This is a genomic window from Legionella donaldsonii (assembly GCF_900452385.1).
GTDB classification, from domain to species: Bacteria; Pseudomonadota; Gammaproteobacteria; order Legionellales; family Legionellaceae; genus Tatlockia; species Tatlockia donaldsonii.
Genome location: NZ_UGOA01000001.1, coordinates 2,330,550 through 2,355,575, shown reverse-complemented (window position 1 = coordinate 2,355,575; position 25,026 = coordinate 2,330,550). Strand labels below are relative to the sequence as shown.

The following is a 25,026-nucleotide window of genomic DNA, read 5'->3' as shown; positions in this document are numbered from 1 at the left end:
AATTAGCCGCGTAAAAAATTGATAATCCACTGGGCGATCAATTCATCATCTGCATCTTGCTGCAATGACTTAAGTCCTTGTTCATAGCATTCCTTGCCTAGAATGCGCTCACGATCTTCGATTAAGGCTTGAGAATAAGCTTTGGTAAATTCCGGATGGCCTTGTATGGTGAAGAGGTTATCGCCAAACTGCAGCATATAAAACGGACAGAAGTCACTGCCGGCAAGTATTTGCGCGTTTGGGGGTAAGGTTACAACCTGATCTTGATGACTGACTAGTAGCTTGAAATTATCACGTTGAGGAATCATCCAGGGTTTTTGTTGGGTCATTTTGTTTTGTGACATACCTACACCCCAGCTCTTCGGGGATTTAATCACTTCTCCACCCAAGACTTTGGCAATGAGCTGATGACCAAAGCAAATGCCAATCACTTTCTTTGCGGCGTTGTTTAATTGCAGTACGAAATCCTCAAGTACTCTTATCCAGGGAAGATCATCGTTGACGCCGTGGCGACTGCCTGTAATCAAGTAAGCATCACAAGTATCAATAGTAATTGGTAATTCACCCTGTCGCACATCGTAAACGACAAACTCCAGGGAAGGATCTGCTTTTTTTAGCAATCTGGCAAACATATCTGGATATCGTCCATGTACTGGAGCAAATTTTTCTTGAACCTCATCACATTGTAATAATCCAAGATTCATGATGGCTCCGGCAGGTAAGCTATTTCCCCGACAATGGCTGCATGCAGAATAGTCTGATACTGCGATACATTGAAGGGAATAGGATTGCTACCGGCTGCGGCATCCTCTGTGGCCATTGCCGCAATTCGTGTTACTTGCGAATCATTAATACCTATTTCAGCTAAAGAATGTTCAATACCCAACTCATGGCGTAATTTTAACACCCAGTCAAAAAAGCCATCAAAGCCTTCACTTATCTGCAGATAAGCCGCGAGGCGTGATATTCTATGCTCTATAGCAGGTCTGTTAGCCTGTAATACATAAGGCATCAGAATAGCATTCAAACGTCCATGATGGGCATCGTAAATAGCCCCTAAGGGATGCGCCAATGCGTGCATTGCACCTAAACCACGTTGAAAAGCAGTAGCGCCCATTGCTGAGGCGACAAGCATCTGCGTACGCGCTTCCAAATCCCTACCATTTTTAACAGCACGAGGTAAATACTCTTTTACAAGCCGAATACCTTCCATAGCGATTCCTTCTGCCATGGGGTGATAATAGTTAGAACATAAGGCTTCTAAAGAGTGTGACAAGGCATCCATACCAGTAGCTGCGGTGAGCTGTGGTGGTAGCTCAATGGTAAGTTCTGGATCCAGAATGACTATTTCAGGTAACATTTTGGGATGAAAGATAATTTTTTTGGTATGTCGCTCACTATCCGTAATAACTGACGCACGTCCTACTTCAGAGCCGGTACCTGCAGTGGTTGGTATGGCAACTACGGGGGCCATACCTGCGATATTGATTCGCTTCCAATTATCGCCGATGTCTTCAAACTCCCAGAGCGGGCGTTCTTGACCTACCATTAAGGCAATTGCCTTGCCTGCATCAAGCCCGGAGCCACCACCAAACGCAATCACACCATCATGTTTGCCAGCATGGTAAGCGTTTACCCCTGCCATGACATTTTCACCGCTCGGATTTGCTTTGATTTGACTGAATACCGCTACGCGCAGATGAGCTTCCCGGCAATGTTGTAATAAATTGGCGACCATAGGCAACCGGGCTAGACCTGGATCGGTTACTAACAAAGGCGCTTTCATGCCTAGTGTGCTACATGTCTGGGCAAGTTCGTTCACTCGTCCGGCTCCTACTCGCACCTGGGTAGGATAGTTCCAGTTAGCCGTCAATGATGGCATGCTCATAGTGCAAACTCCTTTAGCTTACAGTTTTTATATGAAAAGATTTTGGACGGGTGAGTGACTCATAGCCAAGCACAGATAAGGTACAGCCCCGACCAGAATTTTTTACACCAGTCCATGCTAATGCTGGATCAAGATAGTCACAGCGATTAATAAAAAAAGTGCCTGTATGCAATTGCTCGCCAATGGCTGTACCCGCAGGGATATCTTTAGTGCAAACAGTAGCAGTCAAACCATAGTCACTGTCATTCATCAAGGCAACGGCCTCAGCATCACTATTGACTGCCATGATACCTACTACTGGCCCAAAAGATTCTTCCGACATCACCCGCATTTGGTGATTAACCTGAGTTAAAATCTGGGGAGCCATATAAGCGGAACCAGACTTATCCATTGGAAAATCTTGTCTATCAATATGCGCTACAGCACCTTGTGCAACTGCTTCTTTAATTTGAGCGCGCACAAAATCAGCACGGGCAGCGGATACCAAGGGGCCAAGTGTGGTTTCAGGATCATTGGGTCGCCCAAGTTTATATTTTTTAACCAGATCTACGGCTTTCTTAACAAAAAGATCATAGACATGTTGATGCACGTAAATACGCTCTATACCACAGCACGATTGACCTGAGTTAAAAAAAGCGCCATCAATTAGGGTTGCAACGGCTTGATCAATATCGGCGTCTGCACGTACATAGGCAGGATCTTTACCACCGAGTTCAAGACCAATATTGAGAAAACGTCCAACAGCAGCATTTTCAATCATTTTCCCGCCGGCAACAGAACCAGTAAATGCAACATAATTAATGGTTGTAGATTGAATGAGTTTTTCTGTGTCTGTATGAGTGAGATGTAAGTACTGGAAAACCCCATCGGGCATACCAGCTTGAACAAATGCTTCCGCTAAACGCTCTGCTACTAGAGGCGTTTGTGCAGAATGTTTCAGCAACACAATATTGCCCGCCATAATGGCTGGAATGATGACGTTCACTGCGGTGAGAAAGGGATAATTCCATGGCGCGATTATTAACACGGCTCCCAGGGGTTCACGTTTGATATAACGGATAAAATCTGGTTTTTCAGGTAATTCAATGGTTGCCAATGCTTTATCGGCATTATTGATCATATAAAGTGCGCGTTCTTCAAAACCGGTTATTTCGCCTGCGGCATAACGAATAGGGCGTCCCATTTGCCAGCAAATCTCTTCGGCAATCGCTGCCTTGTTAGCCACAAGGATTTCAACAGCGGCTAGACAAAGTTTTGCTCTCTTTGCTAAGGAAGTAGTACGCCAAGTACTTTTTGCTGCCTCAGCTTTTATCAGAGCTTGGTGGATAATTTCTTGACTGGCAAACTGACGTTCTACATACAGCGAGTTATCAATGGGAGAATACGTTTTTAATGTGTCCTTCATCTTAAAATTCCTTCAGAATCTAGCAGGTTTGACATTTCGCTAGCTTAAGTGTCACGGTTTAGTAGAAATGTCCTAAATAATTTCGAAGTAACGATCCAATTCCCAATCAGTAATATGTCGGCGAAATTCCCGCTCTTCCCATTCGCGTGAGGCTGCGAAATGCTCAACAAATCCCTCACCAAACAGAGAGTAGGCCGCTGCTGAATTTTTCAGGCGTTGTGCTGCTTCCCACAAGGTTGAAGGTAAAGCCAATTCCTTGTTATGAGATTGAGTGTAGGAGTTGCCTCGAATTTCCTCTTCTGGCTCCCACTCATGCTCAATCCCATATAAACCCGAGCCCAATGCCGCAGCGAGGGCAAGATAAGGATTCGCATCGGCAGAACCCAAGCGGTATTCGATTCGTTGTGATTTGTCACTACCTGGAATCAAACGCAAGGCAGTAGTACGATTTTCTACTCCCCAGGTGGCATCAGTGGGAGCCCAAAATCCAGGAATCAGACGAGTATAGCTGTTCACAGTGGGTGAAAACATGGCTAACAATTCGGGCATCAATTTTTGCTGCCCGGCCAGGAAGTGGCGCTGGATCTTACTCATATTGTATTTCGTTGAGGGATCATAAAAAGCGGAAGACGAGTTGTTTTTGTTTCGCAACGACATATGAATATGGCCACTTTGCCCTGGGTAATTGGGCGACCACTTAGCCATAAAAGTTGCCATCATATTATTGCGCTGTGCCAATACTTTCATAAAGGTTTTAAACAGCGCTGCTTTGTCGCCAGCAGCCTCAGCTTTATCTACTGCTATCGCTGCTTCAAGGACTCCGGGACCTGTTTCTGTGTGGAGAGCTTCAATAGGGAAATCCATAATTTCACCCATATTGAGGATTTGATGATACAACTCCGCATGGACACTATTGCGAATTACTGAATAACCGAAGAAATCAGGGGTCATTGGTTTTAAGTTACGGTACCCTTTGGCTCGTATGCTGTCTGGCGTCTCATCAAACATGAAAAATTCATATTCCAAAGCAGCATAGGCATCAAAGCCCATCATCTCTGCTTTTTGAATGACGCGACGTAACACACCCCGGGGGCATAATTCCGCGGCCGCACCGTCAAACTCAGCCATAAATAATAATTGATTGTCTTCAAAGACAAGCTCACGACAACTCTGAGGTAAAATACGAACTAATGCATCTGGATAGCCAGTATGCCAGCCGGTATATTTAACGTTATCAAAAAGCTTGTCTTTGGAATCCCAGCCCAGAATTACATCGCAAAAAGAAAATCCATGGTCTAAGGCCGAGAAAAATTTGCTCCGGCTCATGTACTTGCCAAGCATGACCCCGTCCATATCAATAAGTCCGATTTTTACGTGAGTGAGGTTACGTTCTTCAACGATGCCTTTTGCATCTTCCACTGTTCTAACATCCCTTGGATTTAACATCGTATGTCCTTATTTTTAAGTGATCAGCCAAGCATTAGACCTTTTCCAAAATCTACTATGGTAGGAAAAAATTCTGTCCAGAAATTACAATAGAGATAATCATTATTTCGAAGTGAGCGAGCGCTATCTACCAAGAGTAGCATGTAAATCATGGAAAAGGATAGCGGAAGGAGTTGAATTTACCTTCGCCAAGTAAACGACTCGGCGAAGGTAAAAATTAATAGGCTTTTCAGAAATTTGCTACAGAAAAATGCAAGTCACGTCGCCGCAGAACATAAGTGTTCAGGCAGGCATTAGGATTCGAGCACTGTATCGACGAAGCAAGAGTTTCCTAAGAAGTCTAGTGACTGGTAGTATCAAAGTCACCATAGAGATCGTAATCATCACTGTCGGTCACTTTAATATCTACCAAGTCGCCGACACGAACATTATTATTCAGTGGTAAAAAGACTAGACCATCTATTTCCGGTGCATCACTTTTGCTGCGCGCAATAATTTGTTCTTCGTTAATTTCATCAATTAAAACGGTTTGACGTGAACCAATTTTGGCAGCCAGCTTAGCGCGACTGATTTCAGCCTGCACTTGCATAAAACGATGATATCGTTCTTCTTTGATATGTTCAGGAACCGGGTTTGCCAATTCATTGGCTTTAGCCCCTTCAACTGGCGAATATTGAAAACAACCAACACGATCCAGCTCGGCTTCTTGCAAAAAGCTCAGCAATTCTTCAAATTCGTCTTCCGTTTCACCGGGAAAGCCAACAATAAACGTGGAACGTAAGGTAATGTCAGGACAAATGTCACGCCATTGAGCAATACGCGCCAAGGTGTTTTCACTACTGGCCGGGCGTTTCATTGCTTTTAACACCCGTGAGCTGGCATGTTGCAGTGGAATATCCAGATAAGGGAGAATTAATCGGTCACTCATTAATGGGATAATCTCATCGACATGCGGATAGGGATAAACATAATGCAGACGTACCCAAATACCTAAATCGCCGAGTTGCTCACATAAATCATAAAAACGAGTGCTGATTGTTTTACCTTGCCATTCAACCGGTTGATAACGAGTATCGACACCATAGGCACTAGTATCTTGGGAAATAACCAATAATTCCTGTACCCCTGCATCTTTCAAGCGTTTTGCTTCACTTAGTATTTGTGGCAGAGAATAACTTTGTAATTTACCGCGCATGGTGGGAATGATGCAAAAGGTACATTTTTGATTGCAACCTTCTGAAATTTTTAAATAGGCATAATGACGCGGTGTTAATTTAATGCCTTGAGGGGGTACTAGTTGGGTGAAGGGATCTACAGGAGGTGGTAAATGCCTATGCACAGCACGGACAACTTCCTCGTAAGCATGCGCACCACTGATATGTAATACATCAGGGCATGCTTCACGAATAATATCTGCTTTGGCACCGAGGCAACCTGTTACAATAACACGTCCATTTTCGGCCATCGCTTCTTTAATGGTGTCCAAAGATTCTTTGACTGCTGCATCAATAAAGCCACAGGTATTGATTACCACGACTCCGGCATCTTGATAACTGGATACCAAATCATAGCCCTGAGCACGCAGTTGAGTAATGATTCGCTCTGAATCCACCAGTGCTTTAGGACAACCCAAACTGACAAAGCCCACTCTATGATTCATAATTTTCTATCTGTAAAAAAAGTGGGCGAATTATACCGTTTCTAGGGTAAGGTTGTCTAATATCTCGCTGAGATTCGTCATTTTTAACAGACCTGGCCCATTGATCTGTCATACGCCATTCGATCCTCCAAATTCTATGCAACTATAAAAAAATGTTGAGCTTCTTTCAATTGAATGATCCCCATGTCACTCTCGATACAGAACATCAACAGAAATCATCAGCGCCTTTCTAAAATGGCAACGCAAACGGAGCATCCCACATGGTGTAAGGTCGTTGTATCAATGCTCTGGCTAAATTCTTACTTTTAAGGTCACCTGCAAGTTTTTGGGGCATAGTAACTACTAGTTATCAGAACTATCTCACCCAGGCCAAGCGGATTGATTTTTACTCGTGTAAGAAATACCCGGAATATAAAGATAAGGAGGTACTGTCACCTTTTGGCCATGACAGCTTGGTTTTAGAGTAACACTATTAACGAGAAACCATCTAGTACGATGGCGATAACCTAGCTCGTGAGATGGCCTAAGCTTGAAACACGTTCTTAATAGTTCCATTGGACCTAAAACCCAGCGATGTGGGGCAGCCGCAATCCAGGCAGCAGCTTCTTGTTTCTGCTTTGAGCGGCTCATGTGATAGGCATAATGCCAGATAGGTTGATGAGCAAATAACAGATGTTGCTCCTTAACACCTAGAATGAGAAGAGATTCTTGATAAGGGACACGCTCAGCTGTTTTATTCATAATAGCTGCTGGAGTGCGTAAATTGTTTAGCTGTGGATAAAGCAACAGCGAGTAACAAAGCCAACAAAGGGTTAGCCCAAGCAATAGGCGTACTAATGGAGCCTGGCGCAATAAGAAATTAATAAGTAATAAGCCAATCCCTAAAAAAAACAAAGAGAGGCTCAATGTTGTACTCAGATCAGTAGTGAGAATGGCTGGTTTTTTACCAGTCAGTAACATACATGCAATGGCAAACACAATAATCGTTATCAGCCAATATAAACCTCGCAGCAATCGGGCTGGCCAAGTATAACCAACCAGATCCATTAGCCAAGGAGATGCTAACAAAGCGAATGCGGGTGTGGCTGGCGTTAAGTAAACTGCGCGCTTGCCAGGGGAAATTGAGAAAAATAAAATAACCAGTAACACATAACTTAATAATAAGAAAACACGTCGATCGTCCTGCTTAAGAGCGGCCTTCCAACATCCAATCAGCCACGGTAAAAAAAGAGATAAGGGCAACCAAAATAAAGGTATAACTTGGATTAGATAATACCAAACGGGTTTGATATGAACCCATGAGTGAGCATAGCGACTCATCGTCTGATGAAATAGAATATCATTGCGATAAGCTTCCAGGAGAGGGGAGGCGCTATGTTGCGTGCACCAAATCATCGGTAACAGCCAAAGACTGATAGTAGCCAGCATGACTAGAGGACCTGCTGCAGTTTTTGCAATAGAGGAAAATCTTGCTTGACGGATTACATCAAAATGAGTCCATAGGGCGGGGAGTAAGATGAAGGCCGCGAGAATACCAACTCCTTTCGTAATAATTCCAAGACCTGTCGTAAACCAGCCAAAATAGTACCAACGCCAACCGCCGCTTAAGAGCAAAAAACGTAAAAACCCATAAATACCGAGAGTAACAAATAGAGTGACTAGCGCATCTATCTGGGCTGTTTTGGCTTGCAGTGTAAATTGTAACGTAAAGAGCAACATAAGCGCTGCAAGAAAACCGATTTCTCTATTCCACAATCGACAACCCAGATTCCATGTCAGAACCAACGTCAATAAACTAGCCAACAGCGAAGGTAGCAAAAAAGCGACTTTAAGAGAGTGAGTCAATAAGTATGAGACAACGATTCCCCACATAAAGAGTGGTGGTTTATCAGCATAGATTTCCCCTCCACGCATGGGAATGAGCCAATGTCCACTCTCTAGCATTTGTTTAGCAATCAAAACAAAACGTGGCTCATCAGCAGGCCAGGGATCACGAAAACCAAGGCCTGATCCAAGTATCACCAAGGCTAAGAGTATTAGTAGCCAACACCTATTAGTAAAAGCGATTATTTGGCGATCGAACAGCATGGAATCCTTGCCTAAAGTAATGATAAAATCGTAGATAACAAATCTTACATGATGAAAATCGATAATCAATCTTTTGGGCAGTTGTACTGCGAGGCAGTGGCGGAGAATAGCGTAATCAGGGTATTCATTATTCAAAACCAAAATGAGCTATGGATAACAATCCAGTTAGTTCGAAGGGCTTGGTGAGTTAGGGCTTGAATTTGTACTCAATAATCGAAATTCAAGCTCTGATACCTGTTCTTTTATCCAGCCAGCGACGTATTCCTTTGGGCAGCGTTACCACGTTGTATAGCGCAGTCTATTGTCTCCTTTGGGCTTGTTGAGTAAAACAATGTACTCGATGAAGAGGATTGGCTGATTGGTGCGACATCCACAGAAAATTCTTCTTTTTTCTGTGGGATGACTTCTTGGGATAAATATCCCAATAAACCGCCCAGTTTTGCTAGCTTCTTACGTAAATAGGCACGACTTGTTTGATCTTTATTTTCCTTGTACATGGCGTAATAAAAGGCCAGGACATCATTTGCTGATGACTCCTCTAGCGACTTGGGGTTAGAGCTGTCAGAACGAGATAAACACCATCGTTCATAGGCTGTTTTACCATATTGCTCATGATTTAAAAATTTATTACCCAAACAGTTCCATTCAAATCTGTTTCGGGGATGCAGGCGAAATCCGCAATGGTAATGAAATAGCAGGGATTCGTAAGTCATATCTACTTTGATATTTCCATTGGTTTGGAATCGTTTAGAAAAACTTAATCTGAATACTAACTCATGGAGAGCAGTGCCAACATTTCTGCATTCCCGATCGGGAGAGGTATTGTGCAATTGATTGATAATGATATATTTTTTATGAGTTGGTGCTCCCAGGCGCTCTTCAGAAATGTTGACATAACCAAGCTGCTGCCCTTCACTGTCGATGATTTCATAGGTATGCTGATACACATCTTTAGTGACAACAGAAAATTTTAGAGGATTACCCTCTTTATCGAATAGTTGGGTCGTTAATTTCATCTAATTTTCTCCTGGGATACTGCAATAACTGGATAGCAAAGGTATTTATTTTTCGCATTTTAATTATTTGTTGGTCATGATTACAGCGAAAATTACGGAAGTACGGAGTCCAAAAAGGAATAGATGTATTGAAATAAATAGATAGCTTTAGTTGGAATTAAGAACTAATTATCAGACTGATATTTCCAGAATTTTGGCATGCAGAGACAGCAAAGAGTGACGCCTGCAATGCATAAAAAACCGCCAGAGACTATAGCGGTGGTAATACCAGCGGCGGAGGCAATATAACCTGCTCTGGTATCCCCTAGTCTGGGGCCGCTTAAATAACTGATCATTTCAATACCCGCTAAACGGCCGCGATAGTCGTGCGGGATCGAATGGTTCCACAGAACACTTCTAAAAATTCCGCTGATTGCGTCAAAAGCACCAGAAAGTGTCAAAAAGACGAAAGCCCAGAAAAGTGAGGTCGATAAGCCAAAGCCTACCATGGTGAGCCCCCAAAAGGCCGCTGCAATCGCTATCGCTTTACCATGTTGTTTAACTCTAGTTGTCCAACCGCTGACAAAAGAAATCACCAAGGAACCAACAGCAGGTGCTGCATACAGTAAACCCAATGTTTGTGCACCACCCAGGGATTGTGCAATTGCCGGGAATAGCGCATTAGGCATTGCAAAAACCATCGCTATAAAATCTACACAATAACTTCCCAAAAGCTCCTGTCGTTTCCAGGCGAATTGAACTCCTTCTTTTATGGCTGCTAAAGCTGATGAGGTATTTGCAGCAACCGGCTTGGGTGGATTTTTCATGAGGAATAAACTGGTAATCGAGATAGCAAAAGTGAGTAAGTCAATACAGTAAGTTGCTACGATTCCCAAGTGGGCAATAATAAAGCCAGCTATAGCAGGTCCAACAATCATACAAAAACTGTATTTAAAGCTTACTAACACGCCTAAAGCTTTATAATCCCCCGGCAGGACTAATTGTTGGCTTATGCTCTCTAAGGCAGGGCGGTGTAATCCCGTAATAGCAGACATCAATGAAGAAATAACAAAAATGCCAGTTAGACTGGGGTGCGCAATATAAGCGTTAATAGTCAAGAGGGCGCAGCCAATAACAAGACATGCTTCACTCATTATCACTAAACTGCGGCGATTGTATTTATCTGCAAATACACCACCAAGCAGTGCAGTAATTAATAAAGGAATCAATTGAACCAGGCTTAATAATCCTACCATCAGCGATGAGTGGGTTAGTTGATAAACTTGATAAGGTAAGGCAACAGTTGTAATCATTGTTCCAATAAATGATACAAATTGTCCGACATAAAGTAGGGCATAGTGACGGTTTTTCTTAAGAAGGGAAATGTCAATAAAAAGATTCAAAATAAACGCCTTTAGCAAGTAGGATTTTCGAGTTTTCCTGCCCTGTGGTAAAAATATATTGGTGTTTTATCCATGATACGTAAACTCCCGTTTATCACCGGTTTGTTAAAAAATAAGCGAGTAGATAGGGTAACTACGCTAAATGGATAAAAGTTGTATTTTATATGAAATACAAAATACATAAATAAGTATTTGCCTCTATGGGGTTAACACCCTACGCCAGACATAAGAGCAGCCGGCACGAGTTGATCTTTTTCTAACGTATAGGTTTTGTTGGGTACTACACTAACCCAGTTAGTCAGCAAATCGGGTTCTCCTACACCTTTTGACCACACTAATATTCTGAAGTGACTTGCGTTTTTAGGGAGATCTAACTCGCTCTTACCTGTCTGTGAAATAATTTGTAATGAATCTGAGTTCAGTTTTAGACCATAAATTAGCGCTTTATTCTCTTTTTGCATCTCTTTAGCAGTTGTCGCCCATTGGACAGCAATCCTTGATTTTTGATCTTTTAGGGGAAAAGTTGTTTTATTGTCGAAAACAATAGTTGTAGCAAACCCTACTGAAGCAACGATGAGGGAGAGAAAGCATGCCATGATTTTTTTCATCTTATCACCTGATAATAGTTATAGAACGGTTATTCCTTCTTGAGTCTGACATGGAGCATTTTTATTTATTTGGGGTGTCTTTAGTGGAAAACTTCCCTCAGAACAAAGTGTGGGCGTTTTGCCAATCCCTTTGAATAGTTCTTTAGGAATATGCACGGTTACATTCTTGATAACATTGACTGCCTCAACAATCTCGAAATTACCAACCATGCTTAGGAACTGGTAACTCTCTTGTGGAGAGAAGCCTTGAGTGCGTACTAAAAACTCAATAGCATTTTTAGACGCCAGTTGCATGGCCTCCAAAAGATCTTCATTTAAGCCTACAATCATCCATTCGGATGAGTTTTCGATAATAGGCCAAGTAAATAAACTACTACCGTTTCGTTTGGTCTTATCAAAAACACCCTCTGCTTTAAGGTCTTTTCGTACAATAAACTGCAGCGTGATTCCTTCATAGGATGTCTCCAGGGCTGTTACATCAATTTCACCATTGCTTTGCATCGCATGTGAATCCCCAGTCCAAACCAGGGCCCCTTTGTGAAATACAGGTAGATAAAGGATAGAGCCAGCTTGTAGACTGGGTGCATCCAAATTGCCACCAAAAGGTCCAGGGGGGACGGAGTTAAATTGCCCAGATACGGGTTGTCCCATCTGGGTTTGCAAATTGACTGGCCAGCCGTCTGGCCAGTCAAGCGGAGGGGCTACGGCTATTATTCCCGGGAATGGCTTGAGGTGTAAACACACTCCTTTTGTAAATTCGGTCGTGTTATTCTGTTTGTCATATTTAAAATATTTAATCCTTGGTTTGGTAAACTCTGATAAAATCCCTTGTGTTGGACTTAAGAAGTTATACCCGAAGTCATTCAATTTAATATCGAGAATCCGAATCTCTAGTACATCGCCTGGCTCGGCACCCTCGACGTAAACAGGGCCGGTCAACGTATGCATGCCACGTCTTTTCTGAATATCATGCTTGACATAAAATTTTGCTACATCTGCAGGTGTTGTTTTATTGAAGACCATTTCATGCAGGCAACTATTCCAGGTTTCCAACGAGACTGCATCCCCTGAGCGAATTTTTATGACAGGCGGTTTATCGAGCGTAAAAAGACCTAGTGTAGTTGTTTCGGAGTTTGCTGGAACGCGGTATGTTTCACCCATAAGTGAGGAAACGTATAAGGTGCTGATGATGAATGAGAAAATTTGGAATTTTTTTAGCATTTCTAGTCCTATTAAAAATAGCTAATATCGACTATGTTTATATGCATGCCTGTAAAAAGCAAGTAAATTTAATTATCGGATTTAATGCAGGAATGCATGACCCAAAGAAATAAATACGGGGTTATTAATAGACTGGTTGCTCATTAGGAATAGAAATTGGAACTTCTTATAAAAAAAATCAGCTATCTTTTAGCCCTCACTATGTTATTTTCAATTTTGTTACCTGCTTGTGATCTCCATGCCGATTCCTCCAAGAATCCAACGATCAGTTCACCATCCCTGTCAAATACAACAACCGAAACATCTGCTATTAGCTCAAACCCGGCTGCCGTTAATGTCACTACTGGCTCAGGGATTCTTCAGCAGTTAATACAGCAACAGTTAGGTATAAAGGATAATCATGGTATCGACATAAAAGGCGCATGGTTCGGGGATACAAATCGATTATTTACGGGAGGCATCCCTGCCGCGAAGAAATCTACATCGAATAGCGTAGGGTTAGTTGATTTGACCATTGATATGGAGCGATTTAATGGGTGGAAAGGAGGATTATTTAGTGCGCAATTTCTTCAGCAGAATGCGCAAAACACGAATGGGCAGGCTGGCATTACGCAAGGATATAATTCCTTGCCTGATGTTCCGCCTTACAACCGCTCTGAACTTTATGCACTTTGGTATAGACAGGGTCTTTTCGATGACCGCCTTTTCATTCGTCTAGGGAAGACGATCACAACCTTGGATTTTAATAATGTAATAAAACCCGTCCAGCTCGAGCGTGGTGTACCTAATATTCCGGCTGTTACCAGTTTAATTTATACCCCGGTTTTTATTAACCCTGCAGTGGATGGAATCATGCCTGGTTATACCAATTCGGCCTATGGCATATCGGCAACCTATACTCCGGTCAAGGAGTGGTATCTTTCTTATGGAATTTTTGATGGTAATTTAGCCAGTGGAAAACAAACAGGACTTACAGGGCCCACCTTCAATGGCAATTATTTTCAGGTGGGAGAAACAGGAAGTGCCTGGCTCTTGGGAAGAAAGCCGGGTACCTTGGGACTTGGATTATGGCATCAAGCAGGCCTTATCCGCCAGAACAACCTCACTGAAACGGGGGCAACAGGGGTTTATTTATTTGGTTCTCAACGCCTATGGTATCGCCATCCAGGATACGACATTAGTGGTATCTCAGCGTTTTATCAATATGGCATTAATAATTCGAAAGTATTATCCATGAAGCAATCAGTCGGAGCCGGCTTAACTGCATTTGGCCTTGTTGCTAACCGAAGTTCAGATTCAATGGGTGCAGGGTTCTCGCTGGCTTGGTTGAATCAACGAACGACGAATCGCAAGAAGGAGGTGATGTTTCAATGGTATTACCAAGCCAAGTTAATCACGAACGTCTATTTGGAGCCTGCAATTTCCTATATCCCTAATCCGGGACAAAGCAAACGTTTAAATTCTGCTACAGCAGGAACATTACGGGCGATCATATTATTCTAAGCAAGCCATTTGTTAAATCGAAAACAAGGTTGATTGATATCAACTAATCCGACCGGCCAGTATTCAGAATGCCAGAGCTTCCTGTAATTGTTGTAAAAATTTATTTGCTGATGTTTCACCCACGAGACGTAAATTTTCCTGTTCATCACCATTTTTGTTAAGGAATAAAAAAGTAGGTGGTGCAACGACATTAAATTGGTTAAGAAGCGCTTTATCTTGTTTGTTATTTGCGGTGATATCTACTTTTAATATGACGAACTCTTTTAGGGCCTTTTCCACTCGGGGATCTTTAAAAGTGGTAGCTTCCATCAGTTTGCAAGAGGAGCACCAATCAGCATAAAAATCAATCATAACGGGTTTGCCTCGCGCCTTGGCAATCGCTTGTTGCACTTCATCCACTGTTTTAACCAGTTCGTGCGAACTGCCAAGAGGGTTTCCTTCTGCAGCGGCGGTAACTCGCAAGCCAGTTAAGGGTTGCAGCGGATTAGAGCCACCCATGCTTGCCCCCACCAGTACCAGCAAACCATAAACCAGTAATAGAATACCTAATCCTTGGCCAAATTTAGCTTGCTTGGAATGAGCAGGACTCAGTGCGCCACAATAAATCCCTGAAAAAACCAATAAACTTGCCCATAAAGCCATAACCAGGGGAGAGGGAAGAATACGTTCTAATAAATAGATCGCAACAGCAAGCAGCAAAACACCAAAAAACGTTTTGACCGTATTCATCCAATGACCTGCTTTAGGAAGCCATTTTCCGGCTGACATGCCAATTAATAAAAGCGGTATTCCCATCCCTAGCCCGAGGAAAAACAAGGCTATGCTGCCTAAAATAATATTTCCGGTGTGAGCAATATAACTTAAAGCACCGATCAGTGGGGCCGTAACACAGGGTGAGAGGATTAAAGTTGATAAACATCCCATTGCAGCCGCGCTAAGGTAGTGTCCTCCCCCTTGACGTTGACTGGCGCCAGCTAGTTTTGCTTGCCAGGAAACCGGTAAGCGTAGTTCGTAATAGCCAAACATGGACAGCGCCAACAAGATAAAAATCAGGCTAAATAGACTGATTATCCATGGTGATTGCATGGCGATTTGGAGATTAGCTCCTAATAAAGCAACGACAGCTCCGACGATTGCGTAGGTAACCGACATACTAAGTACATAGCTTAATGAGAGAAAAAAAGCTTTGCGAGTAGAGATATTTGCCCCATGACCGACAATAATCCCTGATAGTACGGGTACCATTGGTAAGACGCAGGGAGTGAATGATAAGAGCAGGCCAAAGCCCAAAAAGCTTAGTATTATCATGAGCCCGTGATTGTTGGCTAATACAGCTTCGATATCATTCGTTGGTTGCTGTGGTGTTTCTACTTGTTCTTGAGTTAGTTGCGTTTCGATGTCTACCTGACTAAGTGCCAGATTTTTATCGATTGTTAATTTGATTGACCGAGTCTCGGGAGGGTAGCAAAAACCATCATCTGAACAACCCTGGAAATATAAATTGATCAGGGTTTCCCCAGGTTGCTCACCTAGAACGGGTACGGGTAATGACAGTTGTTGACGGTATATATCATAAATACGACCCCGTTTATCGGTTTTTTTTAACGTTTCGGGAAAGCGAAGGGTACCCAGATGAATATTGGAACCAGGTTGCTCAGTTAATTTAATGCGATCGCTATAAAGAAAATAGCCTGGCTTAATTTGCCAATTAAGCGTGAACGTATTCGGGTCAATTTGTTTCGCCTGGACTTGAAAAACGTCAGCGGCAGGAAGAGGGCTAGCATAATTGATAAAAGAAGCTAAAATAAGTGCCGCGAATGAGAGACATTTTTTCATAATATGCTTTTGAAAACCTGTAAAATTGTAGAACATTGTAGTCTCAAGATTAAAAAAACCAAAATTTTTTAAATTTACCCCTTGAAAATAATCTTTTTGTCTCCATATGGCTGACATCAGCGTTATGTAGTATTTAATATGTGGCGCTAAAAACTCAGAGCTTCCTCTGAAAATTATAGGTGATTTAACCAATCAGGAGAAAACAAGTATGAAAATTCGTCCGTTACACGATCGTGTTGTTGTTCGTCGTATGGAAGAAGAGCGTACCACAGCTGGTGGTATCGTGATTCCAGATAGTGCTACTGAAAAACCAATGCGTGGCGAAATTATCGCTGTTGGCGCAGGTAAAGTGCTGGATAACGGTGATGTTCGTGCTTTGGCTGTCAAAGTAGGTGATGTAGTCCTGTTTGGCAAGTACTCTGGTACTGAAGTTAAAGTAGCTGGCCAAGAACTCGTTGTGATGCGTGAAGACGACATCATGGGTGTGATTGAGAAGTAATCTAACAAGATTAAGGAGATTGTGATAATGGCTAAAGAATTACGTTTTGGTGACGATGCTCGTCAAAAAATGCTTGCTGGTGTAAATGCATTAGCTGATGCAGTAAAAGCAACTATGGGTCCAAGTGGACGTAATGTTGTTTTGGAGAAGTCTTTTGGTGCTCCTACTGTAACAAAAGACGGTGTATCTGTTGCGAAAGAAATCGATTTTGAAGATCGTTTCAAAAACATGGGTGCACAAATGGTTAAAGAAGTTGCTGCTAAAACTTCTGACACAGCCGGTGACGGTACAACGACTGCAACTGTACTCGCCCGTGCGATTCTGGTGGAAGGTCATAAAGCAGTTGCTGCTGGTATGAATCCTATGGATCTGAAGCGTGGTATTGATAAAGCAGTGACTGCAGTAACCAAGCAATTGCAATCAATGTCTAAGCCTTGCAAAGATGGCAAAGCGATTGCACAAGTAGGTACTATTTCTGCTAACTCTGACCAGGCTATCGGTTCTATCATTGCTGAAGCAATGGAAAAAGTAGGTAAAGAAGGTGTGATTACTGTCGAAGATGGTAACAGCCTGGAAAATGAATTATCTGTGGTTGAAGGGATGCAATTTGACCGCGGTTATATTTCTCCTTATTTCATCAACAACCAGCAAAACATGAGTGCTGAGCTTGAACACCCATTCATTCTATTGGTGGACAAGAAAATCTCTAGTATTCGTGATATGTTGTCCGTATTGGAATCTGTTGCTAAATCTGGCCGTCCTTTACTGATTATCGCTGAAGATGTTGAAGGTGAAGCGTTGGCTACACTGGTTGTGAACAACATGCGCGGTATCGTTAAAGTATGTGCTGTTAAAGCACCTGGTTTCGGTGATCGTCGTAAGGCAATGTTGCAAGATATCGCTATTTTGACTAATGGCCAAGTAATTTCTGAAGAAATTGGCAAGAGCCTTGAAGGTGCTACATTAGAAGATTTAGGTACTGCAAAACGTATCGTTATTACCAAAGAAAACACCACAATTATTGATGGTGAAGGTAAGGAATCTGACATTAATTCACGTATTACTCAAATCCGTGCGCAAATGGAAGAAACGTCTTCTGACTACGATCGTGAGAAATTACAAGAGCGTGTTGCCAAGTTAGCTGGCGGTGTTGCCGTTATCAAAGTGGGTGCAGCGACTGAAATTGAAATGAAAGAGAAGAAAGCACGTGTTGAAGATGCTCTTCATGCTACTCGTGCTGCAGTTGAAGAAGGTATCGTTGCCGGTGGTGGTGTTGCCCTGATTCGTGCACAAAAAGCCTTGGATGGTTTGAAAGGTGAAAATGCAGATCAAGACATGGGTATCAACATTCTGCGCCGTGCGATTGAATCTCCTTTACGTCAAATCGTGGCGAATGCTGGTTATGAGTCTTCTGTTATCGTTAACAAAGTAGCTGAAAACAAAGATAACTTTGGTTTCAACGCAGCGACTGGTCAATACGGTGACATGGTTGAGATGGGTATTCTTGATCCAACTAAAGTAACTCGTACTGCATTACAAAACGCAGCTTCTGTTGCTAGCTTAATGCTGACCACTGAGTGCATGGTTGCTGACTTACCTAAGAAAGATGAAGGTATGGCTGGTGCCGGCGATATGGGTGGTATGGGCGGTATGGGTGGTATGGGCGGCATGGGCATGATGTAAGCCTTTCCCCCGATTTAAAAACCCGCCAATTGGCGGGTTTTTTATTGCAGGAAAGAATTTGCTAATCTAAAAGTGGATTTGCAAATTAAGAATGATATCCCTGGGGAAAAGACATCGCGGCTTCATCCAATCTCTTTTGTTTTTCATAATGTTTAGGTTTTGGGTAATCCCACATTTCATAAGCCATTGGAACTTCTGTATTAAACCGTTGGAAGTCATTTTTTTGAAAGTTTAGCCTTGAGCGCAATACCATCCGATCTTGTGGAATAATTACTCTACTTTTATCATTATTTGCTTTCGCTAAGACATCACATTGCAAAACAAATTCGTTCTCTGGCGCTTTTATTAAATCTTTAATTATTTGATAGTCGTGATTTGTAGGTCTGCAATAATCCACATCAAGCATTGAAAAACTTTCCTCTGCCCAGGAATCACAAATAACGGTATTTGGATTCCATGCTCTTGGATCTGAGCTAAGTGTTGAATCCAAACGGCCGATGACTACGAAAAAATGGTCGGTAACCGGATTATTAAATAATTCAATGGATGGGCGTTGCTCTATGGGTAGCCTGGAAAATTTTTTATATAAATAAAGGTAGGCAACACAGGCTTTCTCACAACAATTTCCGACGCCATATTCTTCTGCCAATACGGCAATTTCATTAATCCACTCCAGGGAATACATTTCGTAAGCGATCTCTATTTCACGCATTTGATTCATTTTTTTAAATGCTTCCTGCGAGCTGGGCAGATTATAATCTTGTTCAGGGATTTGATTAGTCGAGGTTTTAATTTTGGATAGGGTGTAATCGATCGCTTTTTGTGAATAATAAACTTGCAAATCGCTGTTGTTTGAGAAAAATTTCATACTAATTTTGAGACTCTAAAATCTGAGAGGTGTTTTTCTATTTATTTTATTACTTCTAAATTAATTAAATCTTAAGGATGCCTTTGTTCAATTAGTGGATTGTAATTTTATGTAGGTAGAGCTTCTCGATCTCATTGACTGTACTCTAGCTCTAGCTTAGTATCGCTAACCTGTTGTCCACTAGAGGATGTCGTTGACTCCTCAAAATTGAGAGTAGAAAAAATGAAAAAAATAATAAAATGCCTGGCAGGCATAATGATAATGATCCCTTTCGTTTCATTTGCGACTGTAATCCCTTTTACCAAATCAGATTGTGCCGCTTTAGCAATGCCTAAAACAGTGATCCTGGTACATGCTTCCTGGTGTTCACATTGTAGAAGTTTCATGCCTACTTACCAAAAAGTTTCTGATCTTAAAAAATATAGCGATTGGACTTTTTATGCGCTTGAAAATGATAAATTTGAAAAAGTTTGTGGTACTTCAATTCAGGGTGTTCCTGCAACATTTAAAAATAATATGAGAAGTGTTTTGTTAGGGAACAAATCTCAAGCAATGTTAGAAAATTTTTTGAATAACTAATATCGCTATTTGAATGACGCGTATAAAGCTGAGAGAGCCCAAAAAAATTGTTCACAGTTAACTTCTCATTCTTTGGTTGCCACGCATAACGTTTGTACTGGATTTCTCCACTATCTCGGGGAGTTAATTGTCGAGTCTTGCAACGTTCCGTGGCTTGTCCACGGAATCCAGAACAAGTTAAAAATCACTTATAGAATCATTATCATTTTCTTGAACCTTTGTTCTTCTTTGTTCATAGGAAGGCATTCCACAACAAAAACTGGCTGACTAATTAGGGTTTTCATGCTTTTTTTACCAGTTTTTACAAAGGATTCAAAGGAAAAATTGGCGGCGTAATAGAATAAATTATGTTCATTTAGTTCATAATTTAGGAGATTATCATGCCTAGGATCATAGAGTTACCCAATTTTAGATATCCCACGAGTTTGTTAGAAGATAAAGCTTTTGCAGCTAATCCTGAAGTGAGTATTCAAACGGATATCTTAGATTCGTTTTCTAAAACCAGTTTATATGATGACGCCAATGTTTTAGACGAAAATAATTTGATCTCTAATGCTGGAAAACAAGCGCTTAAAGCCCAATTCAATACTTTATTGAACAAACTGGCACAAAAACTAATCGATGCAGGCTCTGGAACTGCGAATGATATTCAGAATGCATTATTTCTAAGAAATGATTCCTTACGAAATAAAATCAATAACTACATAGATAACGGCAATGCAACTGGAACGCGTATTAAAAGATATATTGAAAAATTGATCTATGTAATTGAACACTCCGAACAAGCAGAATCTGAAAAAAAAGCTGCTTTTACAAAATTGTTCTCTAATATCACTTCTTGTGGCCCAGGTTTAGAGGGTGAGTTAATTATTCAGATCGGTGAGGTGTCCGGCACGGCTACTCCCGAAGCAGTTTTCTCTAAATTAAGAGTAGAATTATTTGAAAAATTAGTGAGTGAATTAGCTCATGAAGTACACGCACCTGAACAGTATGAGAAGCATGTAAGAGCATATGCTGCCCAGTTATTGTCAGACCAATCCTATTGGCAACAACTCAACATTCCTGAGATTAAACAAATAAATGATGCTCAAGACGTGCATTTAGATGGTTTGATGGCACAAAGACCGCAATTACAAGACAATAAGTTCAAGGAATGTTGGCGTGCACATTTCAAAGAAATTTTCGTAAAAAACTATAATAGAGAGGCGCTAATTGACCGTTATCATGAATGCTATTATGAAAAACTTCAAGCCTTGGTAGTAACACATGGAATTGAAAATAATAATCATTATTTGAAAATCTACCAATTACTGGAGCAGCTGGGTTTAGCCAAGAAAATTTTTGAAGCTGCTTCAGGTGAGTATGGCATTACTTTTAATATCAATATTGCGCCACCTACATTTGCGATTACAGATATTACTAAATTAAAACAATTAATACGCCATAGCTGTGAAGAGAAACTGGTAACAGAAGGTTATATCAGTGGGTTAGCGCCAGAAAATTTAGAAGGAATGTTGACTGTACTTGGACAAGACCAAACAGCCAGGCAATTTTGGGGTAAGGTATTTTTACGTGAAATTAAAAAGGGTCATGAGAACTATGAACCTATTTTCTTGGAGTTAATGGTACAAGGTAAGAATTCCGAAGAAGACGTTTTATACTTGATAAAAGATGTTGTTCAAACAGGTCGTGTAGCATTACTGGGTAAAGTAATCGACAAAATTGACGGCCAACAATTACTGGATTTTCAGAGTAAATACGGTCGTGATTTTTTAAAAGCAGCGGTATCCAGTGGCAGTGCTGGTATGGTTAACTTTATTCTTACTCGGGGTAAGAATTATGAATCGGAAGCTCATGAAGCTGCGAAATTAGCCTTGCAATTGCAGGACAACAATGCTGCTATCGAAATATTTCATAACCTAAGTCAATACATTCAGGAGCCTCAGCAATTCTTTTACCAAGCGATAGAAGAAGGCAAGGAGGAAATAGCACTAGAGCTAATGTCTGTAATGGCTAATAGCAATGATTTGGCAATTTCCTATAAAGGAGGTAAATCATTAGTTCAATTGGCTGTAGAAAAAGGCTCATTCAAGTTAGCAAATGCTCTCTTGGATAAGCTAGTCAAAGAAAATAAGCATGAGATTTTACATAAGTCAGATGAGAGGGACAATACGATATTAACCGCTCTTTATGATTTTATACAGGGTTCCTCCGAACAAGAGAAAAGTGCAGAGGCTCTCCAATTTGCTCAAAAATTTATGGGTTATTTAGGAACACAAAATGCGAATAATCCGCTACAAAATGAAACCAAGCTGTGTAAATTATCCCAAGATCTCTTTAACCATGGGAGAACAATGGTTCATGAGATTGCGCGCAGTGGTAACATTAACCTAATGCGCTTTATTGATTTTGTAAATCCGGCTTGGTTAACTCTCCCTGATCGTAATGGTGAACCTCCAATTGCTTATGCAGCTAACTCTTTGCAATTAGATATGGTCAGCTTTTTGGCAAATAAAACACCAGGCGATCGCTTTGGTTCTGCACTGCAATTTGCTCTAAATCATTGCTCTCGTGCAGGAAACAATCCAAGAGCTGAAACAATTGCTATTAATTTAATTACGAGAATGGATGTAAACTCTCTCAGACAAGAAAGACGTACAAAATTGTCAGAGAATGAATATGAAGCCATCCCACCTTTCGTCAAAGTACTCAATATAGGCCATACTCAATTGGCAGAACTGCTGGTAACGCGAGGCGCAGGTACGTTAGGAAGCCATCCTCGTTCAGCGCTTGGTGTTTGGTTTAATGATGTCGCTGATCGAGATCCACAATTTCGCGCTTTGAGACGAGCTATTGTTGATATAAGCTCTGGTACTTCTAATTCCACAATTACCGATAAATGTATTAGGCAAATTTTTACGGAGCCTAAATTGGTAGGAGCGATTACTACACTTGAACAATGGGGGCAGCAGGCCGCAAGACAAAACAAGGGGGTCTTTAGCGGATTCAAGTTGTTTGGCAGCAAGCCCGATTCCAGATTTGTTCAGTTAATGCATGAGATGGTGAAATATGGTTTACACGTGGAGTCTACAATGGATGTTAAGAAATACAGATTGCCAGCATTAAATTCTGAAGCAAGTATCTATAAAGAAAAAAATGGTCAATTGCATTTGGAACATGATACGAGAAATAATACACTGACTTTGGTGTATACCAATAGGGATAAGAAAGAGTCAATGCTTGGTACTATTCATAATTTAACAGAGAAAAACCTGGATTTTATGGTACCTGATCTGGCAAAGACCCTGAATAATATCATCATGGCTCCTGATAATGCACCGAAGCATTGGAATTGGCTAAGATCTTATGAGCAAACTTTCAATCCGCAACCCAATTCTTTTGCAATAAGATAACGAACGATTCTGTCAAATTCGCTGCAGACCGATGGTAAGCAAAACCAAGATCTGCAGCTTGTTATTGAAAATACTGATAACAAACTAGTTTCGTCTAGCGTAAATTCCAATGGAAAATATTACCAGGCTCATTCCTAAACACTGCATCTTTGTTAATTGCTCTCCTAATAGTAACCAGGCCAAAATTACCGTAGCGAGTGGCATGATCGCTGTAGAAAGAGAAGCTAAGAGCCCATCAACGCGTTGGGAGCCAAAAGACCAGAAGACATAAAACAAGCCTGAACTTAAACCCAGACACAATAAAATGACCCAATCCCAGCTGGTGAGCTGTGCAGGACTCCAGGAAAAAAAGAGAAGCAGAGGAAATAAGAGCAGAGCATTAAGACCATTCAGAAAGGCTGAAATTAAAAATACGGGTAAACGGTTTGAATGCAGTTTACATAAAATATAGTAAGTGGCTTCAGGTAAAAGGGAAAGCAAAATAATAGCGTCACCAAAAAACGAATGATTTAAGCCAACTCCTTTGAATTTATTGCTGGCAATAATTACAAGCCCTAAGGTAGCAAAGAGTATGCAGAGACTTGTCTTAGCAGATATTTTTTCGCCAAGTATCAGCCAGGACATTAGCGCAATCGTCGCAGGAAGCGCGCTGGTAATAATACCTGCCATATTAGCATCTGTGTAATGCAATCCCAGTAACATAAGACAGTTAAACAAAACGCCAGCAGAGAGTGCTTGCGCGAAAATAAAAAGCCAATCCCTTTTCTTTAGTGTTGAAAAATGGTGTTTTATAGTAAATCGCCTGGCAGGTGTTAACCAATGTAAAGGCAGGAGAATAAAGGCTGCTAAGGAGAATCGCAGTGTTAGCATATATAAAATGGGTATTGATGAAACCAAATATTTTGATGAAACAATATTCAGTCCTACCATGGTTTGAGCTAGAACAAGGTAGAAGAGACCCTGAAAATAATCATTATTTTTTGCCATGAAGAACCCCTTTTATAACAGCCTCCTGGTGCAGTACCAAGAATGAAATCGGAGTTTAGCAAGTTAATCAAATCAATGTATTATTCTAAGCACGCATAGTTTTTGCAGTCAGCATCATTTCACGCCACTGAGAGGGCGTCATACCAAAGGTTTGGCTAAAGCGACGGCTAAACGCAGGTAAGTTTTCATAGCCAATCTCATAGGCAATAGTCTCAATCGACAGGTGTTCGCTCACAAGGAGTTGCTGTGCTTTTGACATTCTTTTATGGCGCCAATACTCTGCAAGACCCTGGCCTGTGCTGCGTTTGAAACGCCGTTGTAGTTGGCTGCTACTTAAGTGGCATACTTGTGATAGTTTGTTGATATCAATGGGCATGGCAAGATGTTTTTCGATCCAGGATTTGGCTTTTGATACATAATGATCTTCAATACTCGCTACAGTTTGGCCTAGCAATTTAAATAATAAATTCTCGACCAGATAATCACAAAAAGCATCATGCTCTTCGTGCATAAGATAACTTTGAGCAAAAGAGAGAAATTTTTTAGTCGTTGGTGTTAACCTAAGAAAAGAAGACATTCGTGTGGCATGCGACCGTAGAGAGGGCGTTTTTATATCAACCACTAAAAAAAGATTCTCCTTACTGGCAGCAAAACAATGCTCTTCATAAGGTGCAATAAAAGCGGCTGTATTAGTACTGACAATTCCTGTGTGACAACCTGTCTGAAGTTCTAAGGCACCACTAATAGGCAATACAAGCTGAGCAAAATCATGACTGTGGCTTGCAATTTCAGTTTGATAAGAACGCAGAGAAAGATGAGAGGATAGGGTTTGAGAAGAGGCCATGATTAAATCCAAGATATGTTTACCACTTGCTGTGAATAGGTGCTATTGTAGTATAACTATACTATGCTATGACAGGCAAAGCACCTGGTTGTTGGTGCTG

The 25,026-nt window shown here is 41.3% G+C and carries 20 protein-coding genes; 5 read left to right on the top strand and 15 right to left on the bottom strand.

From position 1 onward, the window contains the following. Positions 1-2: 2 nt before the first annotated feature. The 10 genes from DYC89_RS10650 to DYC89_RS10605 form a co-directional block, all read right to left on the bottom strand. Positions 3-704: a glutamine amidotransferase-related protein gene (locus DYC89_RS10650; RefSeq protein WP_115221765.1), complete on the bottom strand. Its 702-nt coding sequence runs from the start codon at positions 702-704 to the stop codon at positions 3-5. Then, positions 701-1,888: an iron-containing alcohol dehydrogenase gene (locus tag DYC89_RS10645; protein WP_115221764.1), complete on the bottom strand. Its 1,188-nt coding sequence runs from the start codon at positions 1,886-1,888 to the stop codon at positions 701-703. Before DYC89_RS10645 ends, DYC89_RS10650 begins: the two co-directional genes overlap by 4 nt. A gap of 13 nt (positions 1,889-1,901) precedes the next feature. After that, positions 1,902-3,293 carry an aldehyde dehydrogenase family protein gene (locus DYC89_RS10640; RefSeq protein ID WP_115221763.1) on the bottom strand — a complete coding sequence of 464 codons (1,392 nt, stop codon included), beginning with the start codon at positions 3,291-3,293 and terminating at the stop codon, positions 1,902-1,904. Positions 3,294-3,365: 72 nt separating this feature from the next. Next, positions 3,366-4,739, bottom strand: coding sequence for a glutamine synthetase family protein (locus tag DYC89_RS10635; RefSeq protein WP_115221762.1), 1,374 nt, complete (start codon positions 4,737-4,739; stop codon positions 3,366-3,368). 340 nt (positions 4,740-5,079) lie between these two features. Further along, the gene (rimO, locus tag DYC89_RS10630) at positions 5,080-6,399 is read right to left on the bottom strand and encodes a 30S ribosomal protein S12 methylthiotransferase RimO (protein ID WP_115221761.1); all 1,320 of its coding nucleotides are present in this window, start codon (positions 6,397-6,399) and stop codon (positions 5,080-5,082) included. Positions 6,400-6,759: 360 nt separating this feature from the next. Beyond that, positions 6,760-8,487 (bottom strand): ArnT family glycosyltransferase, encoded by a 1,728-nt coding sequence (locus DYC89_RS10625; protein ID WP_115221760.1) that lies wholly within the window; start codon positions 8,485-8,487, stop codon positions 6,760-6,762. Positions 8,488-8,729: 242 nt separating this feature from the next. Further along, positions 8,730-9,503 (bottom strand): hypothetical protein, encoded by a 774-nt coding sequence (locus tag DYC89_RS10620; RefSeq protein WP_115221759.1) that lies wholly within the window; start codon positions 9,501-9,503, stop codon positions 8,730-8,732. A gap of 164 nt (positions 9,504-9,667) precedes the next feature. Next, on the bottom strand, positions 9,668-10,885 hold the full coding sequence (locus DYC89_RS10615; protein ID WP_115221758.1) for an MFS transporter: 1,218 nt from the start codon (positions 10,883-10,885) through the stop codon (positions 9,668-9,670). Between the two features lie 206 nt (positions 10,886-11,091). After that, the gene (locus tag DYC89_RS10610; protein ID WP_245953982.1) at positions 11,092-11,493 is read right to left on the bottom strand and encodes a hypothetical protein; all 402 of its coding nucleotides are present in this window, start codon (positions 11,491-11,493) and stop codon (positions 11,092-11,094) included. A gap of 18 nt (positions 11,494-11,511) precedes the next feature. Next, positions 11,512-12,714: an acetamidase/formamidase family protein gene (locus tag DYC89_RS10605; protein WP_115221757.1), complete on the bottom strand. Its 1,203-nt coding sequence runs from the start codon at positions 12,712-12,714 to the stop codon at positions 11,512-11,514. 201 nt (positions 12,715-12,915) lie between these two features. Between DYC89_RS10605 and DYC89_RS10600 the strand changes: the two genes are divergently transcribed. Continuing rightward, the gene (locus DYC89_RS10600; protein WP_115222734.1) at positions 12,916-14,217 is read left to right on the top strand and encodes a carbohydrate porin; all 1,302 of its coding nucleotides are present in this window, start codon (positions 12,916-12,918) and stop codon (positions 14,215-14,217) included. Between the two features lie 63 nt (positions 14,218-14,280). Here the strand turns inward: DYC89_RS10600 and dsbD are convergent, their stop codons facing one another. Continuing rightward, a complete protein-coding gene (dsbD, locus tag DYC89_RS10595; RefSeq protein ID WP_115222733.1) occupies positions 14,281-16,053 on the bottom strand; it encodes a protein-disulfide reductase DsbD in 1,773 nt (590 codons plus the stop codon). A 208-nt stretch (positions 16,054-16,261) separates the two neighbouring features. Between dsbD and groES the strand changes: the two genes are divergently transcribed. Beyond that, positions 16,262-16,552 (top strand): co-chaperone GroES, encoded by a 291-nt coding sequence (groES, locus tag DYC89_RS10590; RefSeq protein ID WP_026069347.1) that lies wholly within the window; start codon positions 16,262-16,264, stop codon positions 16,550-16,552. 24 nt (positions 16,553-16,576) lie between these two features. Further along, on the top strand, positions 16,577-18,235 hold the full coding sequence (groL, locus tag DYC89_RS10585) for a chaperonin GroEL (RefSeq protein ID WP_228365069.1): 1,659 nt from the start codon (positions 16,577-16,579) through the stop codon (positions 18,233-18,235). An 85-nt stretch (positions 18,236-18,320) separates the two neighbouring features. Here groL and DYC89_RS10580 read toward each other — a convergent pair whose 3' ends face one another. Both DYC89_RS10580 and DYC89_RS16710 read right to left on the bottom strand, forming a co-directional pair. Beyond that, positions 18,321-19,103, bottom strand: a complete 783-nt coding sequence (locus DYC89_RS10580) for a hypothetical protein (protein WP_115221755.1) — start codon at positions 19,101-19,103, stop codon at positions 18,321-18,323. 131 nt (positions 19,104-19,234) lie between these two features. Further along, positions 19,235-19,489 (bottom strand): hypothetical protein, encoded by a 255-nt coding sequence (locus tag DYC89_RS16710; protein ID WP_228365080.1) that lies wholly within the window; start codon positions 19,487-19,489, stop codon positions 19,235-19,237. Here DYC89_RS16710 and DYC89_RS16705 point away from each other — a divergent pair. Together DYC89_RS16705 and DYC89_RS10570 are read left to right on the top strand one after the other, a co-directional pair. Continuing rightward, positions 19,488-19,682, top strand: a complete 195-nt coding sequence (locus DYC89_RS16705) for a hypothetical protein (protein WP_058443264.1) — start codon at positions 19,488-19,490, stop codon at positions 19,680-19,682. The two genes, DYC89_RS16710 and DYC89_RS16705, sit on opposite strands and share 2 nt — an antisense overlap. A gap of 380 nt (positions 19,683-20,062) precedes the next feature. Then, positions 20,063-23,095, top strand: a complete 3,033-nt coding sequence (locus DYC89_RS10570; protein ID WP_115221753.1) for a hypothetical protein — start codon at positions 20,063-20,065, stop codon at positions 23,093-23,095. An 84-nt stretch (positions 23,096-23,179) separates the two neighbouring features. Here the strand turns inward: DYC89_RS10570 and DYC89_RS10565 are convergent, their stop codons facing one another. Both DYC89_RS10565 and DYC89_RS10560 read right to left on the bottom strand, forming a co-directional pair. Further along, positions 23,180-24,082: a DMT family transporter gene (locus DYC89_RS10565; protein ID WP_115221752.1), complete on the bottom strand. Its 903-nt coding sequence runs from the start codon at positions 24,080-24,082 to the stop codon at positions 23,180-23,182. Positions 24,083-24,167: 85 nt separating this feature from the next. Next, positions 24,168-24,926 (bottom strand): AraC family transcriptional regulator, encoded by a 759-nt coding sequence (locus DYC89_RS10560; protein ID WP_181879379.1) that lies wholly within the window; start codon positions 24,924-24,926, stop codon positions 24,168-24,170. Between the last annotated feature and the right edge of the window lie 100 nt (positions 24,927-25,026).